The organism is Pseudomonas sp. MUP55, assembly GCF_034043515.1.
GTDB lineage: Bacteria > Pseudomonadota > Gammaproteobacteria > Pseudomonadales > Pseudomonadaceae > Aquipseudomonas.
The window spans coordinates 1,030,762-1,048,438 of sequence record NZ_CP138214.1 but is presented as its reverse complement, the minus strand read 5'-3'; the positions used below and the strand labels follow the sequence as shown (position 1 = coordinate 1,048,438).

Annotated in this window: 17 protein-coding genes; 3 read left to right on the top strand and 14 right to left on the bottom strand. The window is 59.3% G+C overall.

Annotated features, from left to right (window positions below; genetic code table 11):
- Positions 1 to 5: 5 nt before the first annotated feature.
- The 4 genes from garD to kdgD form a co-directional block, all read right to left on the bottom strand.
- Entirely contained in the window at positions 6 to 1,559 is a 1,554-nt protein-coding gene (gene garD / locus SC318_RS04575; protein ID WP_320429834.1) for a galactarate dehydratase, read from the bottom strand.
- Positions 1,560 to 1,569: 10 nt separating this feature from the next.
- Complete coding sequence (locus SC318_RS04570; RefSeq protein ID WP_306491616.1) at positions 1,570 to 2,934, bottom strand: MFS transporter; 1,365 nt, start codon at positions 2,932 to 2,934, stop codon at positions 1,570 to 1,572.
- 168 nt (positions 2,935 to 3,102) lie between these two features.
- A complete protein-coding gene (locus SC318_RS04565) occupies positions 3,103 to 4,548 on the bottom strand; it encodes an aldehyde dehydrogenase family protein (RefSeq protein WP_320429833.1) in 1,446 nt (481 codons plus the stop codon).
- Between the two features lie 54 nt (positions 4,549 to 4,602).
- Positions 4,603 to 5,514: a 5-dehydro-4-deoxyglucarate dehydratase gene (kdgD, locus tag SC318_RS04560; RefSeq protein WP_104501658.1), complete on the bottom strand. Its 912-nt coding sequence runs from the start codon at positions 5,512 to 5,514 to the stop codon at positions 4,603 to 4,605.
- Positions 5,515 to 5,749: 235 nt separating this feature from the next.
- On the opposite strand from kdgD, the gene SC318_RS04555 reads away from it, so the two are divergent.
- A complete protein-coding gene (locus SC318_RS04555; RefSeq protein WP_320429832.1) occupies positions 5,750 to 6,907 on the top strand; it encodes a phospholipase in 1,158 nt (385 codons plus the stop codon).
- Positions 6,908 to 6,959: 52 nt separating this feature from the next.
- On the opposite strand, the gene SC318_RS04550 is transcribed toward SC318_RS04555, so the two are convergent.
- From SC318_RS04550 to rplM, 8 genes are all read right to left on the bottom strand, one after another.
- Positions 6,960 to 7,709, bottom strand: a complete 750-nt coding sequence (locus tag SC318_RS04550) for a FadR/GntR family transcriptional regulator (protein WP_320429831.1) — start codon at positions 7,707 to 7,709, stop codon at positions 6,960 to 6,962.
- 158 nt (positions 7,710 to 7,867) lie between these two features.
- Complete coding sequence (locus tag SC318_RS04545) at positions 7,868 to 8,284, bottom strand: ClpXP protease specificity-enhancing factor (RefSeq protein WP_320429830.1); 417 nt, start codon at positions 8,282 to 8,284, stop codon at positions 7,868 to 7,870.
- Positions 8,285 to 8,301: 17 nt separating this feature from the next.
- Complete coding sequence (locus tag SC318_RS04540; RefSeq protein ID WP_320429829.1) at positions 8,302 to 8,919, bottom strand: glutathione S-transferase N-terminal domain-containing protein; 618 nt, start codon at positions 8,917 to 8,919, stop codon at positions 8,302 to 8,304.
- Positions 8,920 to 9,066: 147 nt separating this feature from the next.
- The gene (locus tag SC318_RS04535) at positions 9,067 to 9,846 is read right to left on the bottom strand and encodes a cytochrome c1 (RefSeq protein ID WP_124422374.1); all 780 of its coding nucleotides are present in this window, start codon (positions 9,844 to 9,846) and stop codon (positions 9,067 to 9,069) included.
- Positions 9,846 to 11,057, bottom strand: coding sequence for a cytochrome b (locus SC318_RS04530; RefSeq protein WP_003171746.1), 1,212 nt, complete (start codon positions 11,055 to 11,057; stop codon positions 9,846 to 9,848). The genes SC318_RS04535 and SC318_RS04530 overlap by 1 nt, the downstream gene beginning before the upstream one ends.
- A complete protein-coding gene (gene petA, locus SC318_RS04525; protein WP_034118089.1) occupies positions 11,057 to 11,650 on the bottom strand; it encodes a ubiquinol-cytochrome c reductase iron-sulfur subunit in 594 nt (197 codons plus the stop codon). Before petA ends, SC318_RS04530 begins: the two co-directional genes overlap by 1 nt.
- A gap of 267 nt (positions 11,651 to 11,917) precedes the next feature.
- Entirely contained in the window at positions 11,918 to 12,310 is a 393-nt protein-coding gene (rpsI, locus tag SC318_RS04520; protein ID WP_002555064.1) for a 30S ribosomal protein S9, read from the bottom strand.
- A gap of 14 nt (positions 12,311 to 12,324) precedes the next feature.
- Positions 12,325 to 12,753, bottom strand: coding sequence for a 50S ribosomal protein L13 (rplM, locus tag SC318_RS04515; protein ID WP_003188508.1), 429 nt, complete (start codon positions 12,751 to 12,753; stop codon positions 12,325 to 12,327).
- 250 nt (positions 12,754 to 13,003) lie between these two features.
- Here rplM and SC318_RS04510 point away from each other — a divergent pair, with 250 nt between their 5' ends.
- Positions 13,004 to 14,044: an NADP(H)-dependent aldo-keto reductase gene (locus SC318_RS04510; protein ID WP_320429822.1), complete on the top strand. Its 1,041-nt coding sequence runs from the start codon at positions 13,004 to 13,006 to the stop codon at positions 14,042 to 14,044.
- A 112-nt stretch (positions 14,045 to 14,156) separates the two neighbouring features.
- On the opposite strand, the gene SC318_RS04505 is transcribed toward SC318_RS04510, so the two are convergent.
- Positions 14,157 to 15,293 (bottom strand): acyl-CoA dehydrogenase family protein, encoded by a 1,137-nt coding sequence (locus SC318_RS04505; RefSeq protein ID WP_320429821.1) that lies wholly within the window; start codon positions 15,291 to 15,293, stop codon positions 14,157 to 14,159.
- A 220-nt stretch (positions 15,294 to 15,513) separates the two neighbouring features.
- Between SC318_RS04505 and SC318_RS04500 the strand changes: the two genes are divergently transcribed.
- The gene (locus SC318_RS04500; RefSeq protein ID WP_175538057.1) at positions 15,514 to 16,434 is read left to right on the top strand and encodes a GlxA family transcriptional regulator; all 921 of its coding nucleotides are present in this window, start codon (positions 15,514 to 15,516) and stop codon (positions 16,432 to 16,434) included.
- 125 nt (positions 16,435 to 16,559) lie between these two features.
- Here the strand turns inward: SC318_RS04500 and zapE are convergent, their stop codons facing one another.
- Positions 16,560 to 17,654 (bottom strand): cell division protein ZapE, encoded by a 1,095-nt coding sequence (zapE, locus tag SC318_RS04495; RefSeq protein WP_320429820.1) that lies wholly within the window; start codon positions 17,652 to 17,654, stop codon positions 16,560 to 16,562.
- Positions 17,655 to 17,677 lie beyond the last annotated feature (23 nt).

The window sequence follows — 17,677 nt, the reverse complement described above, 5'->3', positions numbered from 1 at the left end:
GGTCTTCAGGTAATCGGCGCCGGGTTGAACAGGGTGATGTCGTTATGCAGCTTGTGCCGCTCCGCCCACGTCTGCTTCTTGCCGCTGGCCACATCCAGATAGAAGTGAAACAGCTCCCAGCCCAGTTCCTCGATGCTCGCGCGCCCGGTGGCGATGCGCCCGGCGTCGATGTCGATCAGGTCCGGCCAACGCTGCGCCAGCTCAGTGCGCGTCGACACCTTCACCACCGGCGCCATCGCCAAGCCGTAAGGCGTGCCACGTCCAGTGGTGAACACGTGCAGGTTCATGCCCGCCGCCAATTGCAAGGTGCCGCACACGAAGTCACTGGCCGGGGTTGCGCAAAAAATCAGGCCCTTGCCCTTGAAGCGCTCGCCGGGGCCCAGCACGCCGTTGATCGCGCTGCTGCCGGATTTGACGATGGAGCCCAACGACTTCTCGACGATATTCGACAGCCCGCCCTTCTTGTTGCCCGGCGTGGTATTGGCACTGCGATCCGCCTCGCCCTTGGCCAGGTAACGGTCGTACCAGTCCATTTCCCTGACCAGTTCCTGAGCCACTTCCTTGCTCTCAGCCCGAGACGTCAGCAGGTAAATCGCGTCCCGGACTTCGGTCACTTCGGAAAACATCACCGTCGCCCCGGCACGCAGCAACAGGTCTGACGCGTAACCCAGCGCCGGGTTGGCGGTGATACCGGAAAACGCATCACTGCCGCCGCATTGCATGCCCAGGATCAGCTCGGACGCCGGCACCGTTTCGCGGCGGCGCTGGTCGAGCTTTTTCAAGCGCACCTCGGCCAGCGCCATGATCTGTTCGATCATCTCGGTAAAACCGTGGCTGGAATCCTGCAACCGGTACAGCCAGGGCTCGCTCAGGTCGACGGAGCTGTCGTTGTCGTGCATCACCTGCCCGGCCTGCAGTTTCTCGCAGCCCAGGCTGATCACCAGGGCTTCGCCGCCCAGGTTCGGGTTGCGCGCCAGGTTGCGCACGGTACGGATCGGGATGTAGGCATCGGTCGCCGTGATCGCCACGCCGCAGCCGTAGCTATGGGTCAGCGCCACCACGTCATCGACGTGGGGGTACTTGGGCAGCAACTCGTCCTTGATGCGCTTGACGGCATGGTCCAGCACGCCGGTCACGCACTGCACCGTGGTGGTGATACCCAGGATGTTGCGTGTGCCCACGGTGCCGTCGGCGTTGCGGTAGCCCTCGAAGGTAAAGCCCTCCAGCGGCGCCTGGGTTTCAGGCACCTCGGTGGACAACGGCAGGCTGTCCAGCGGCGGCGCGGTGGGCATGCGCAGCTGGTCTTCCTGCACCCAGCTGCCACGCGGGATCGGCGCCAGCGCGTAGCCAATCGTCTGCCCGTAGCGAATGATCTGGCCGCCTTCGGGGATATCTTCCAGGGTCACCTTGTGGCTCTGGGGGATGAAATCCACCGTGACCAGGCCGTCCGGGAATTCAGTCCCGGCCGGTACGCCCTGATCATTCACCACGATCACCACATTGTCGCGCTCGTGCAAACGAATCGAGCGCGGCGAGTCGGCATGTTCAATCAACTGCATCACACGAACCTCAAGAATGCGCTTGGGAAAGGTTGGTCAACTCAGGCCCTTTGCTTGGCGGCTCCTTGAGCACCACGCGCTTGATCGGGCCGACAATGACCAGGTAGCTGAACACCGCCACCAACGCGTTGGCACCCACGAACACCAGGGCCCATTTGAACGAGCCGGTGGTGCTGATGATGTAGCCAATCACAATCGGCGTGGTGATGGAGGCCAGGTTACCGAAGGTATTGAACAAGCCACCACTGAGGCCGGCGATCTGTTTGGGCGAGGTATCGGAAACCACCGCCCAACCGAGTGCGCCAACGCCTTTGCCGAAGAAGGCCAAAGCCATGAAGCCCACCACCATCCATTCAACGTCCACGTAGTTACACGCGATGATACTGCTGGAGACCAGCAGGCCGGCAATGATCGGCGCCTTGCGAGCGAAGGTCAGGGAGTGGCCCTTGCGCAGCAGGTAGTCGGAAATCACTCCGCCGAGCACACCGCCGATAAACCCGCAGATCGCTGGCAGCGAAGCGATGAAACCGGCCTTGAGGATGGTCATGCCACGGTCCTGCACCAGGTACACCGGGAACCACGTCAGGAAGAAATACGTGATGCCGTTGATGCAGTACTGACCCAGGTACACGCCGAGCATCATGCGATTGGTCAGCAATTGGCGAATGTAATCCCACTTCGGACCGTCGGTTTTCTTACCCTTGCCCTTGTCCTGGTCCATGTCGACCATCGCGCCATTGGCGGCGATGTGATTGAACTCGGCCTCGTTGATCATCGGATGCTGGCGCGGGCTGTGGATAACTTTCAGCCAGACCAGCGAGAAGACGATGCCAATCGCGCCCATCACGATAAACACGTGCTGCCAGCCGAAGCTGTAGACGATCCAGCCCATCAACGGTGCAAACAGCACGGTGGCGAAGTACTGCGCAGAGTTGAAGATCGCCGATGCCGTGCCGCGTTCAGCCGTGGGGAACCACGCCGCCACGATGCGCGCATTGCCCGGGAACGAAGGCGCTTCGGCCAAGCCCACCAGAAAGCGCAGCATGAACAGCGCCACGACTGCGGTGGAGACACCGAATTCACCGACATAGCCTTGCAGCACGGTGAACAGTGACCAGGTGAAGATGCTCAGGGCATAGACTTTTTTCGAGCCGAATCGGTCGAGCAGCCAGCCACCGGGAATTTGACCGGCGACGTAGGCCCAACCGAATGCAGAGAAGATATAACCAAGGGTGACCGCGTCGATGCCGAGGTCTTTTTGCAGGCTGGAGCCGGCGATGGCGATAGTGGCACGGTCGGCGTAGTTGATCGTGGTCACCAGAAAGAGCATGAGCAGGATCAAATAGCGGACGTGGGTCGGCTTGGTCGCTTGCATGTAGAAGTACTCCCACTAATTATTTTTTTTGCGGGTAATAGTTATGTATTGCTTGATGCTGCGTCTTGTAGGAGCGAGCTTGCTCGCGAAAAACGTCAACGAATACGCAGGCATTCAGGATGCACGCGGTGCCCTTGAGTTTTTCGCGAGCAAGCTCGCTCCTACGGGTTACGAACCGATGTAGCTGGTTTTCACCACGGTGTAGAACTCTTGCGCATAGCGACCCTGCTCACGCGAACCGTAGGATGAGCCCTTACGACCACCGAAAGGAACGTGGTAGTCCACGCCGGCGGTCGGCAGGTTGACCATGACCATCCCGGCCTGGGAGTGACGCTTGAAGTGGTTGGCGTACTTCAACGACGTGGTGGCGATACCTGCCGACAGGCCGAACTCGGTGTCGTTGGCCATGGCCAGCGCTGCCTCGTAATCGGCCACCCGCACCACGTTGGCCACCGGGCCGAAGATCTCTTCACGGCTGATGCGCATGGCGGCTTCGCTGTCGGCAAACAGCGTCGGCGCCAGGTAGTAGCCCTCGGTGTCGCAGGTCACCAGACCGCCACCGCTGACCAGCCGCGCACCTTCGCTTTGGCCGATGTCGATGTACTTCATGTCCTGGTCCAACTGGGCCTGGGAAACCACCGGGCCAATGTCGGTACCGCTGGTGAGTGCGTGGCCGACCTTGATCGACTTCATGCGCTCGGCCATCGCCGCGACGAACTGGTCGTGGATGCCGGCGGTGACGATCAGGCGGCTCGACGCGGTGCAACGCTGGCCGGTGGAGTAGAACGCGCTCTGCACCGACAGCTCGACGGCTTGCTTGAGGTCGGCGTCGTCGAGAATGATCTGCGGGTTCTTGCCGCCCATTTCCAACTGCACCTTGGCCTGGCGCGACACGCAACTGACCGCGATCTGACGGCCCACGCCCACCGAGCCGGTGAAGCTGATGCCGTCGACTTTCGGGCTGTTGACCAACACATCGCCGACGACGCGGCCGCTGCCCATCACCAGGTTGAACACCCCGGCCGGGAAACCGGCGCGGGAGATGATTTCAGCCAGGGCCCAGGCACAGCCGGGTACCAGTTCGGCCGGCTTGATCACCACACAGTTGCCGTAGGCCAAGGCCGGGGCGATTTTCCAGGCCGGGATGGCGATCGGGAAGTTCCAGGGGGTGATCAAGCCGACCACACCGAGGGCTTCACGGGTGACTTCCACGTTGACGCCCGGACGCACCGACGGCACATAGTCGCCAGACAGGCGCAGACATTCGCCAGCGAAGAACTTGAAAATGTTACCGGCGCGGGTCACTTCGCCGATGGCTTCGGGCAGGGTCTTGCCCTCTTCCCGGGCCAGCAGCGTGCCGAGTTCTTCGCGACGGGCGAGGATTTCGCTGCCGACTTTATCCAACGCATCGTGGCGCGCCTGGATGCCGGAAGTGGACCAGGCCGGGAAGGCGGCGCGGGCAGCCTCGATAGCGGCGTTGACTTGGGCGACGTCTGCCTTGGCGTATTCGCCAATCACATCGGAAAGATCCGACGGGTTGATATTGCTGCAGTAGTCAGCGCCGGTTACCCATTCGCCGTTGATGTAGTTCTCGAAACGCTTTGCTTGGGACACGAATCTTCTCCTGACGCAAAAGGCCGCTGATTGCTCAGCGGCCTTGTTGATAAGTTATTGCGCGCCTTGCTTGTCGATCAGCGCGGCCAGGGCTTCGTATTCTTCCGGCAGCAGGTCGGTCAGCGGGGTGCGCACCGGGCCGGCGTCGTAGCCGGCGATCTTCGCACCTGCCTTGACGATGCTCACCGCGTAGCCGGCCTTGCGGTTACGGATGTCCAGGTAAGGCAGGAAGAAATCGTCGATGATCTTGGAGACGGTGGCGTGATCATCCTTGGCAATCGCGTGGTAGAAATCCATCGCGGTTTTCGGGATGAAGTTGAACACCGCCGAGGAGTACACCGGCACGCCCAGGGCCTTGTAGGCAGCAGCGTAAACTTCTGCAGTCGGCAGGCCGCCGAGGTAGCTGAAACGGTCGCCAAGGCGACGGCGGATCGACACCATCAGTTCGATGTCACCCAGGCCGTCCTTGTAGCCGATCAGGTTCGGGCAGCGCTCGGCGAGGCGTTCGAGCAGCGGCGCGGTCAGGCGGCAGACATTGCGGTTGTACACCACCACGCCGATCTTGACCGATTTGCACACGGCTTCAACGTGGGCGGCAACGCCGTCCTGGCTGGCTTCAGTCAGGTAGTGCGGCAGCAGCAGCAGGCCTTTGGCCCCCAGGCGCTCGGCTTCTTGAGCGTACTCGATAGCCTGGCGGGTGGCCCCACCGACACCGGCAAGGATCGGCACGCTGGTGGCGCAGGTATCAACAGCGGTCTTCACCACCTGGGAATATTCGCTGGCGGCCAGGGAGAAAAACTCACCGGTGCCGCCTGCAGCGAACAGCGCAGTGGCGCCATACGGGGCAAGCCATTCCAGACGCTTGATATAGCCCGCCTGGTGAAAGTCACCCTGGGCGTTGAAATCGGTCACCGGGAAAGACAGCAGACCGTGGGAGAGGATGGACTTCAGTTCTTGTGGATTCATTATTCGAACACCCTGGGCGAAGACTTTCTTGAGAAAGCGTTGTTGTTGGTTTAGTTGATGTCGTACGTCATCGTACAACTATAAAAAGATTCGTCAACTGCAATTCATCAACCTTCCTCCAGGCTCGCCGTTTAAATGCGTTTCTTGACGTAAGAAATTTTCCCTCTATGCTCGCCTAAGCTGTATATGCATACAGCAATTAAGGAAGATTCTCACGACATAGCAAGGAGCTAACATGTCAGGTCTTGAATACGCCGTACCCACCAATCACCGCCCTACCCTGCGTTTCGAAGGGGGTGAACACACCGCTATCGGCGACGATACGCTGTTGCGTTTTGCCAAAGACGCCGCGGCGATCCCTGCGCGGCAAGTGGAACTGCATTTGCCCAACGGGCTGGCGCTGACCTATGGCCAGGTGATTGCCCTGGGAGGCGACTTTTATGGCATTCCCGGCCAACCTATCTGCGATGGCGCCTCCCCTGCCGACCGCGTGCAACGTTTCACCGCAGCCTTCCATTCACTGGCGGTACTGCCTGCTTCGCGAGAAGAAGCAGGCAAGATCCTGGCGGTCATGCAAAAAGAGATCAACGCGGTCAAACAGGCCATCAAGGACGGCAAGCAAGCGCACGAAGCGTATGACGCCCTGGGTGATACGTTGTCCGAGGAGTGGAACCGCATCACAGGCGGCGGCAGTGCGGTTTCGGCACTGATCCCGCTGGGGCGCTACCTGAAACTGGCGGCGGACAATGCCGACCATTTTGGCGAATGGGCATTGTCCGCCTACCTGGCGGGCCACACTGCGGCGTTGCAGCAGGCGGTCGTCGCGCACCAAACCGGCACCGACCAGGCACTGGAATTGGCGTATGCCATGAACAGCTTCGCCGATCACTTCCTCACCGACCTGTTTTCCGCCGGCCATTTGCGCGTCCCACGCAAGCAACTGGCGGCGGTGGTCACGCCTGGAGAGCTGGGCTCGCTGATCAGTCGCTTCATGCATGACGAAGACAGCAAGTTCGGCCTCAAGGTGCGCAATGCCATGGGGGCTCAATGGCACGCCTATGGCGATAAACGCTACTTCGATACGATCGATGCGGACAACCGGGCTCAGGTTAAGCAGGCGGTACAAGCCTCGGCCGATGAAATTTTCGAGACATTCCTCAGCGGCGTGGCGCCCTCACCGGCCGCCTTCAAGGCACCGCTGTATGTGCCGGACCTGAATGCCGTGCAGAACCCGGCGAATAACTTCTCGCCGCTGTTCAAGATGGAGGGGGACAAGGTGTTGCGTCGCAAGGAGGTGAATGATCTGAACGACAAGCGCTGGACGAATGACTGGTGGGGCTGGAGTACCTATTTGTTGCTCAAGGACTACACACCCAATCAACCCACCCGCTAACGGTTGAGATCTTCTGTAGGCGCGAGCTTGCTCGCGCCTACAGGTCGATGTTTCAGCCACGCTGCGCCTCTGCCTCTTCATGGGCATGACGCAGTCTCTCGCGACTGTTGGTCAAATGCAGCCGCATCGCCGCCCGCGCCGCGTCCGAATCCTGGCGTGCGATGGCCTCGTAAATTTCTTCATGCTCGCGGCTCAGGCGGCCCATGTAATGCTGCTGGTCATCATGGGCCAGGCGCGCTGAATTCAGGCGGGTACGCGGAATGATGCTGGTGCCCAGGTGGGTCATGATGTCGGTGAAATAACGGTTGCCGGTAGAGAGCGCAATTTCCAGGTGAAAGGCGAAGTCGGAGGCGACTGCATCGCCTGCGTGGGCCGCGCTTTCATTAAGCGCATCGAGGGCCGCACGCATCGCGCTGAGCTGCTCGTCGCTGCGGCGTAAAGCCGCCAGACCGGCAGACTCCACTTCCAGGCTGATACGCAGCTCCAGGATCGCCAGTACATCACGCAAGGTCACGACGGTGGCCGGATCGATTCGGAAACCGCTCGGGCTTGGCGTATCCAGCACAAAGGTGCCGATACCGTGCCGCGTCTCCACCTGCCCTGCCGCCTGCAAGCGCGAAATGGCTTCGCGCACCACGGTGCGGCTGACACCATGGGCATCCATGATCGCCGACTCGGTGGGCAGCTTGTCGCCACGCTTGAGCTGGCCGTCGCGAATCTGTTCGGACAACACCGTGACCAATTCCTGGGCAAGGCTGCGACGCTTGCGGGGCAGACGTGGGGCGGCGTTGGCGTTTTCCATGATGAATCATCTTTCTCGGCGAACTAAAGATGCATCATAGCCCATGGCGGTTGTACGATCACCGTTCCTGTGGTGACTTTCATCTCTGTGGGGCAGGCAAAAAAATGCCCCGGCAACCGCCGAGGCATTTTTCAGGCTTGCCCGAAGGCAACAGCCGCTTACTTCACCACTTTCAAGCTCGGCCGGCCGGTAGGGCGCGGCGGCTCATTGTCCGGTGGCAGATCATCGCCGCCTTCGTCTTCGATCGTTTCGTCGTCCTCGAAAGGCGACTCCAGATCGAACACCATGCCTTGGCCGTTTTCACGGGCATAAATCCCGAGGATGGCGCCGATCGGCACGAACAGCGTATGCGGCACGCCGCCGAAACGCCCTTCGAAGCTGACCGCTTCGTTGTCCATGTGCAGATGGCGCACGGCGCTGGGCGATACGTTCAAGACAATCTGCCCGTCACTGGCAAAACCCTGCGGGACCTGAACCGCAGGAAATTCGGAATTGACCAGCATGTGCGGGGTGCAATCGTTGTCCACAATCCACTCATAGAGCGCGCGGACCAGGTAGGGTCGACTGGAGTTCATCAGCGGCTCCTTAAGCCTTAGCGCATGTCGCGTTCGACACCAGACAGACTCGCCTGGAAAGCCTCACGCGCGAACTGGCGCTCCATGTAATCAAGCAACGGCTTGGCCGGCCGTGGCAGTTCAATGCCCAGAATCGGCAAGCGCCAGAGTATGGGTAATAGGCAGCAATCCACCAAGCTTTGTTCCTCGCTGAGGAAAAAAGGTTTATCGGCGAACAACGGCGAAACACCGGTCAGGCTCTCGCGCAATTCCTTACGCGCCTGTACCCGAGCAGCTTCTTTTGAACGCGAATCCAGAATCACATCCACCAGCCCGCACCAGTCACGCTGGATCCGATGGATCAGCAGGCGGCTGTTGGCACGCGCCACCGGGTACACCGGCAGCAGGGGCGGATGCGGGTAACGCTCATCCAAGTATTCCATCACCACGGTCGACTCCCACAACGCCAGGTCACGATCGACCAGGGTGGGCAAGCTGCCGTAAGGGTTCACTTCGATCAGTTTCGGCGGCTGACGGCCCGCCTCCACAGTGATGATCTCGGCGCTGACACCCTTCTCTGCGAGCACGATGCGTACTCGGTGGGAATAGTGGTCGGCGGGGTCGGAGTAACAGGCCAACCGATTGGTCACGCCCATGGCGGTCCTCCTCGCTTGTTGAAATTATCGAAAGCTCAAAAACGAGCGCGCCCAGAGAGCATCTCTGTAACGTGCGGTAAAACCGACGCTACGTGTTCAGAGATGCCGCTGGGCGCGCAAGATTAACAGCAATTGCTTACGGTTGGATCAATGCACGTCCTTCCAGTACTCGCGTTTGAGCAGATAGGCGAATACGAAGAAGAAAGCCAGGTACAGCAACACATAAGTACCGATGCGCTGGTGCTGCAGTTTGACCGGGTTGGCCGAGTAGGCCAGGAAGGTCACCAGATTCTTGACCTTCTCGTCGAACTGCTCTTCGTTCAGCGTACCGGTCTTGGGCACGATGGTCAGTTGGTCGCACGCTTCATGAGTCAGCGGCGTGCCGGTCAACGGATCATATTGCTTCTTGCCGTCTTCAACGACCTGAACCTGCTTGCATCCTACCACTTGGCGCCCTTGCAGGCCGACCAGAACGTTAGGCATGCCAACATTCGGGAACACTTTGTTGTTCACGCCCCAGGGGCGGGCCGGGTCTTCGTAGAAGGACTTGAGGTAGCCATACAGCCAGTCGGTGCCACGCACGCGCGCCACCAGGGTTAGATCAGGCGGTGCTGCACCGAACCAGGCCTTGGCGTCCGCCGGTTTCATGCCGATGTTCATGTGGTCGCCGATCTTGGCCCCGGTGAACACCAGTTTTTCCAGCATCAACTCATGGGGGATACCCAGGTCATCGGCAACCCGCTCATAGCGCTGGAACTTGGCGCTGTGGCAGCCCATGCAGTAGTTGGCGAAGGTGCGTGCGCCATCTTGCAGAGCGGCTTTATCGGAGACGTCGATGTCGACTTTTTCCAGTTCGGCGCCATGCTCGGCAGCCAGGGACAGTAGCGGCAGCGCCGCAAGCACGAGTGCAACAAATAATTTTTTCATCAGCCAGTCACCCTTTCCGGAACCGGTTTGGTCTTCTCGAGCCGGGTGTAGAACGGCATCAGAATGAAGTAGGCGAAGTACAGGAAGGTGCAGACCTGCGACAGCAACGTACGCTCAGGGGTCGGCGCCAAGACGCCCAGCACACCCAGGATCACGAAGGCGATGCAGAACACCCATAGCCAGATCTTGCTCAGCCAGCCCTTGTAGCGCATGGACTTGACTGGGCTGCGGTCCAGCCAAGGCAGCACGAACAGCACCGCAATCGCCGCGCCCATGGCGATCACGCCCATGAGTTTGTCGGGGATCGCCCGCAGGATCGCGTAGAACGGTGTGAAGTACCACACTGGCGCAATATGCTCGGGGGTCTTGAAGGCGTTGGCTTGTTCGAAGTTAGGCTTCTCCAGGAAATACCCACCCATCTCCGGGAAAAAGAACACGATCGAGCAGAACACGAACAGGAACACCACCACGCCGACAATGTCTTTCACGGTGTAGTAAGGGTGGAAGGGAATGCCATCCAATGGGATGCCGTTCTCATCCTTGTGCTTCTTGATATCCACACCATCCGGGTTGTTGGAACCCACTTCGTGCAGCGCCAGGATGTGCAACACCACCAGGCCCAGAATCACGATCGGCAACGCGACCACGTGCAAGGCGAAGAAGCGGTTCAGGGTGATGCCGGAGATCAGGTAGTCACCGCGGATCCACTGCGTCAGGTCATTGCCGATCACCGGGATTGCACCGAACAGCGAGATGATCACCTGCGCGCCCCAGTACGACATCTGGCCCCAGGGCAGCAGATACCCCATGAACGCTTCGGCCATCAGCGCCAGGTAGATCAGCATGCCGAACACCCACACCAGCTCGCGGGGCTTCTGGTAGGAGCCGTAGAGCAGACCACGGAACATGTGCAGGTAGACGACGATGAAGAACGCCGACGCGCCGGTGGAGTGCAGCAGGCGCAGGATCGAACCGTATTCGACGTCACGCATGATGTATTCGACGGAGGCGAACGCCTCTTCCGCCGACGGCGTGTAGCTCATCGTCAGCCACACACCGGTGACGATCTGGTTGACCAGCACCAGCAGCGCCAGGGAACCGAAGAAGTAGAAGAAATTGAAGTTTTTTGGCGCGTAATATTTGCTGAGATGGTCTTCCCACATTTTGGTCGCGGGGAAGCGCGCATCCACCCAATCCATGAACTTGCTCATCACGCGTTCTCCTTATCGAGGCCAATGACAATAAGGTCGTCAGTTTCGTAGGTATGCGGAGGAACCGGCAGGTTCAGGGGCGCGGGCTGGGATTTGTAGACACGGCCGGCGAGGTCGTAATGAGAACCGTGGCACGGGCAGAAATAACCGCCGACCCAATCCTTGCCCAAGTCGACGGGCGCGACTTCCGGGCGAAAGGTCGGAGAACAACCCAGGTGGGTACAGAGGCCAACCAGCAGCAGAATCTCTGGTTTGATGGAGCGCACTTCGTTCTTGGCGTAGGCGGGCTGGTCGGAATTTTCGGATTTCGGGTCAGACAACTGGCCTTCGATCTTCTTCAGATTCCCCAGGATTTCCTCGGTACGACGAACAATGAATACTGGCTGGCCGCGCCATTCAGCAATCATCTGCTGCCCTGGCTCGATCTTGCTGACATTCACCTTCACCGGTGCACCTGCGGCTTTCGCCTTGGCACTGGGAAACCATGACCCCACGAACGGGACCGCAGCCCCCACCGCTCCTGCAGCACCCACCACGGATGTGGCTGCTACCAAGAAGCGACGCCGGCCTGCATTCACGCCGTCATTGCTCATTCAGTCCTCTCCCATCAGCTTTTTGGCCTGTTAAATCAGGCGTCTACTAAGTATTGAATCTTTACTTATAAAAATTTTGACCGGATGGTAATGAAAAGCCCCACGTATGACAAGGGAATTGCCCGGGCCTCCACCCCTAGCCCTTGTAGTATAGGGGGTCTACGGATGTGGCAAGTTGTCACGGCGAAAAATGTGCATAAATCGCAGGCAATAAAAAACGCCCAGCTCCGTGAGGAGGCTGGGCGTTTTTGTGGAACGTAAAGCGAATTAACGCTTCGAGTACTGCGGACGCTTACGCGCTTTACGCAGACCGACTTTCTTACGTTCAACTTCACGAGCATCGCGAGTTACGAAGCCAGCTTTGCGCAGAGCGCCACGCAGGGTTTCGTCGTACTGCATCAGAGCGCGAGTGATACCGTGGCGGATTGCGCCAGCTTGACCACTTACACCGCCACCGATAACGGTGACGTAGATGTCGAACTTTTCAACGGTCTCGGTCAATTCCAGCGGCTGACGAACTACCATGCGGGCAGTTTCGCGGCCGAAGAAGTTGTCCAGGGAGCGGTTGTTGATCGAGATGTTACCAGTGCCCGGACGCAGGAAAACGCGTGCGGTTGCGGTTTTGCGACGGCCAGTGCCGTAATTTTGAGTCGCCGACATAATGAACTATTCCGTTAAAACTTCAGTTCTTGGGGCTGCTGAGCAGCATGAGGGTGTACAGCGCCCGCATAGACTTTCAGCTTGCGAAACATATCGCGACCCAGTGGGCCCTTAGGCAGCATGCCTTTGACCGCGATTTCGATCGGGGCTTCAGGCTTCTTGGCAATCAGGCCTTCGAAGTTGGAAGACTTGATACCGCCTGGGAAACCGGAGTGACGGTAGTACATTTTGTCGCTTGCTTTGTTGCCGGTCACACGAACCTGCTCAGCGTTGATGATGACAATGTAGTCACCGGTATCAACGTGCGGGGTGTATTCAGGCTTGTGCTTGCCACGCAGACGGCTGGCGACTTCAGTGGCCAGACGACCCAGGGTCTGACCAGCGGCGTCGACGACAAACCAGTCGCGCTGAACTGTTTCCGGTTTTGCAGTAAAAGTTGTCATTCTTTAATAGCCTCAGGGGCCGCCTGTAAATTTAGACGGCGGATCTTACTGAATAGTGCGTACTTTGACAAGGTCAAAGGCAGCCGGATACAGACGCTATCGGGGGCTCGGGTCAGCGCGTCCGTTCAACGGCAAGATTCTTCGGCAGGCGGCGCATCACTTCCACTGCAGAAAGAGGTGGGCAATTATGCAGATTGCGAAAAAAAATTCAACCTGCTTTTATGATTGTTTTCCCCTGAAGGAGTACCCGATGGATTATCGACAGCTGGGCCGGACCGATCTGAACGTAAGCGCGATTGCCTTGGGCACCATGACCTGGGGTGAGCAAAACAGCGAGGCAGAGGCCTTCGCACAGATCGAACGGGCCAAGGCCGCGGGGATCAACTTCCTCGACACGGCGGAAATGTACCCGGTACCGCCCAAGGCCGACACCTACGCCACCACCGAGCGATATATCGGCAATTACTTCAAGAGCCGTGGCGACCGCGCCGACTGGATCCTGGCCAGCAAGATCGCAGGCCCGGGCAACACCATCGATTACATCCGCGATGGCTACCTGCGTCATAACCGCAAGCACATCGTTCAGGCCCTGGACGCCAGCCTCAAGCGCCTGCAGACCGACTGGATCGACCTTTACCAGTTGCATTGGCCCGAGCGCAGCACCAACTTCTTTGGCCAATTGAGCTACAAGCACAAGGACGAAGACGACCTCACGCCACTTGAAGAAACCCTCCAAGCGCTGGACGAACAGGTCAAGGCCGGCAAGATCCGCCACATCGGCCTGTCCAATGAAACGCCGTGGGGCACCATGAAATTCCTCGCCCTGGCCGAAGCCCGTGGCTGGACCCGCGCGGTGTCTATCCAGAATCCCTACAACCTGCTCAACCGCAGCTTTGAAGTGGGCCTGGCAGAAATCGCGATTCGCGAACAATGCGGCTTGCTGGCCTACTCGCCACTGGCGTTCGGCATGCTCAGCGGCAAGTACGAGGGCGGTGCACGCCCGGCCAAGGCGCGCCTGACGCAATACAGCCGTTTCAGTCGCTACTTCAACCCGCAGTCGGAAGCAGCCTGCAGCCGTTATGTCGCGTTGGCGCGAGAACATGGCCTGGACCCGGCGCAGATGGCGTTGGCCTTCGTGACGCAACAGCCGTTCGTGACCAGCAATATCATTGGCGCCACGTCTCTTGAGCAGTTGGACAGCAACATTGCCAGTGCTGATCTGAAACTGTCCAAGGAAGTGCTGGATGGGATCGAGGCGATTCAGAAGGATCATCCGAATCCGGCGCCTTGATTGATCCTTAAGCCGCTATCGGGGGCAAGCCCCCTCCCACACTTGGACTTGTGAACACAGTCAAATGCGGGAGGGGGCTTGCCCCCGATGAGGCCCTCGGCAGCAGCAAAGATCAAAGCGCCCGCGCAATGATCTCCTTCATGATCTCATTGGTTCCCGCGTAAATGCGCTGCACCCGCGCATCCGCCCACGCCCGAGCAATCGGGTATTCCCACATGAATCCGTAACCGCCGTGCAGCTGCACGCACTCATCGAGCACCTTGCATTGCAGGTCTGTAGCCCAGTACTTGGCCATTGCCGCAGTGGGCACATCCAGCTTGCCTTCCAGGTGCAGCGCCATGCATTTATCCACGAACACACGGCCAATCTGAATCTCGGTGGCCATCTCGGCCAGCTTGAACCGGGTGTTCTGGAAGTCGGCAATTGCCTTGCCAAACGCCTTGCGCTCGCGGGTGTAATCCAGCGTCCATTGCAACGCCGCTTCAGCCGAAGACAGCGCGCCAATCGCCACGGTCAGCCGCTCCTGGGGCAGTTCCTGCATCAGGTACGCAAAGCCCATACCCGCCTGGCCCAGCAGGTTTTCCTTGGGCACGCGCACATCCTGGAAGAACAACTCCGAGGTGTCCTGAGCCTTCATGCCGACCTTCTCCAGGCGCTTGCCTTTGTCGAAGCCCGGCGTGGCCGCCTCGACCAGGAACAGGCTGGTGCCCTTGGCGCCGGCCTTGGGATCGGTCTTGGCCACCACGATGACCAACTCGGCCAGGTAACCGTTGGTGATAAACGTCTTGGAGCCGTTGATCACATACTCGTCACCGTCCAGGACCGCCGTGGTTTTCACCCCTTGCAGGTCGGAACCGGCCCCCGGCTCGGTCATGGCAATGGCCGTGACCATCTCGCCGGAGATCAACTTGGGCAGGTATTTGTGTTTCAGCGCTTCGCTGCCGTAATGCAGGATGTACGGCGCGACGATGTCCGAATGCAGTGAGAAACCGATGCCGGTCAAGCCCAGTCGGCTGATCTCCTCAATCACGACCGCGCTGTACAGGAAATCCGCGCCCAGCCCACCGTATTCTTCCGGCACGTGCGAACACAGCATCCCCGCCTCCCCCGCCCGGGTCCAGAGGCTACGGTCGATATAGCCCTGTTTCTCCCATTGCCCATGGAACGGCGCCGCGTCTTTTTCAAGGAAAGTGCGCACGCTTTCGCGGAAGAGTTCGTGCTCGGGGCTGAACAAGGTTCTGGGAATCATGAGTCACCTGCATGGATTGTCGGACAAGGACGAGCCCACAGAGCCTATGCCGCGAAGACGTCACGGGACACTGGACACATGCGACAAAAAATAAGACGATCCAGCCGTCTGGTGACCACTTTCCCCTATAAGAATAAATGAAATTATGTCTAACCAAATCTCCACGCCCTTGCGGCGCGTCAGCGTTCTGGCCATTGATCGGGTATTCGCTTCAACCCTCATGCAAGCCAAGGACTTCTTCCATCTCGCCAGCCTGCGTTACGGCAAACAACAAGGCCTGGGCCTGACCCCTGCGTTTGAAACCCGCCTGGTCAGCCCTGACGGGCAGTCGGTCTGCAGTTTCAGCGATGTGATCATGCCGGTGGACGGCGGCCTGGAAGACGCCGACATCATCGTATTACCGGCCTTCTGGGACGACTTCGACGCCTTGTGCACGCGCTACCCCCAGGTGCTGCCGTGGTTGCGTGAACAGCACGCACGCGGCGCCGTGCTGTGCGGTGAAGCCACCGGGGTGTTCTGGCTGGCCGAAGCCGGCCTGCTCGATGGCAAGGAGGCGACCACCTACTGGCGCTTCTTCAACGCCTTCAGCGAACGCTTCCCCAAGGTGCAGCTCAACCAGGACAAGCACCTGACCGACGCCGATAACCTGTATTGCGCCGGCGGCACCACTTCAGCCTGCGACCTCTACATTTATCTGATCGAACGCTTCTGCGGCGCCAACATCGCCCAGGCGGTGGCCCGCGACATTCTGTATGAAGTGCAACGCAGCTATTCGCCGGGGCGCATCGGTTTTGGCGGGCAGAAGCTGCACCAGGACGTGATCATCCTGCAGATCCAGCATTGGCTCGAAGAGCATTTTGCCGACAAGTTCCGCTTCGAAGACGTCGCGCGGGAACACGGCATGAGCATCCGTAACTTCATGCGCCGCTTCCAGACCGCCACGGGCGACAAGCCACTGCATTATCTGCAACGCTTGCGCATCGAGACGGCCAAGGGCCTGCTGTCGGGCAGCCGCAAGAGCATCAAGACCATCAGCTATGAGGTGGGTTACGACGATGCGAGTTTCTTTGCGCGGTTGTTCAGGCAGCACACGGAGTTGTCACCGAACCAGTACCGGCAGCAGTTCCAGCAGGCCGCGTAAGCAGGTTTTATACAGGACAAATGTGGGAGGGGGCTTGCCCCCGATAGCAGTGTGTCAGTCAATACATCTGATACTGACAGGCCGCTATCGGGGGCAAGCCCCCTCCCACATTTACTGTGTAGGTCTTAGGGCTTGTGCCCGCGGGACAGGAACTCGTGGGACTGCATTTCCAGCAGGCGGCTCAGGGTGCGCTGGAATTCAAAGTTCAAGCGACCACCGGTGTAGAGGTCCTTGAGCTCGACTTCCGCCGAGATGATCAGCTTCACGTTACGGTCATAGAACTCGTCGACCATGTTGATAAAACGCCGCGCGATGTCGTCGGTGGTCACGCCCATCTGCTCCACACCACTCAAGATCACGGCATGAAAGATCTTGCCCAATTCGATGTAGTCGTTCTGGCTACGCGGGCCGTCGCACAGTTGGCGGAAGTCGAACCAGGCCACGTCATCGCAGGTGCGCAAGGCAATGATTTCGCGGTTCTCGATCATCAACTTGTCGTTTTCCACCGCCTGAGTGCATTCCGGCGTCAACGCGCGGAAGCTTTTTTTCAGGCTGTCATGGGCCGCTTCGTTGAGCGGAAAGTGGAACAGCTCCGCTTGCTCAAGGTGGCGCAGACGGTAGTCGACACCGCTGTCGACGTTGACGATGTCGGTGTTCTGCTTGATCAGTGCAATGGCCGGCAGGAAGCGTGCACGCTGCAGGCCGTCCTTGTAGAGACCGTCAGGCACGATGTTCGAGGTGGCGACCAGGGTCACGCCGTTCTTGAACAGCTCTTCCATCAAGGTGCCCAGGATCATGGCATCGGTGATGTCGGAGACGAAGAACTCATCGAAGCAGATCACCCGCGCTTCTTCGGAGAAACGCTTGGCGATGATGGTCAGCGGGTTCTTTTCCCCCGGCAGGGTCTTCATCTCTTCGTGCACGCGCTTCATGAAGCGGTGGAAGTGAGTGCGGACCTTTTCCTTGAAGGGCAGCGCTTCGAAGAAGGTGTCCACCAGGTACGTCTTGCCCCGGCCGACGCCACCCCAGAAGTACAGGCCCTTGACCGGTGTGTGGTCTTTCTTGCCAAACAGCTTGCTGAACATCCCCGGCTTGGTTTGCGAGGCCGCGACCAGGTCTTCGTACAGGCGCTGCAAATGACGCACCGCATTTTCCTGGGCCGCGTCATGGAAGAAGTCAGGGCGTTTCAGATCAGCTTGATATCGTTCTAGGGGCGTCATAATTTCGTTAGCAAGGCAACAAA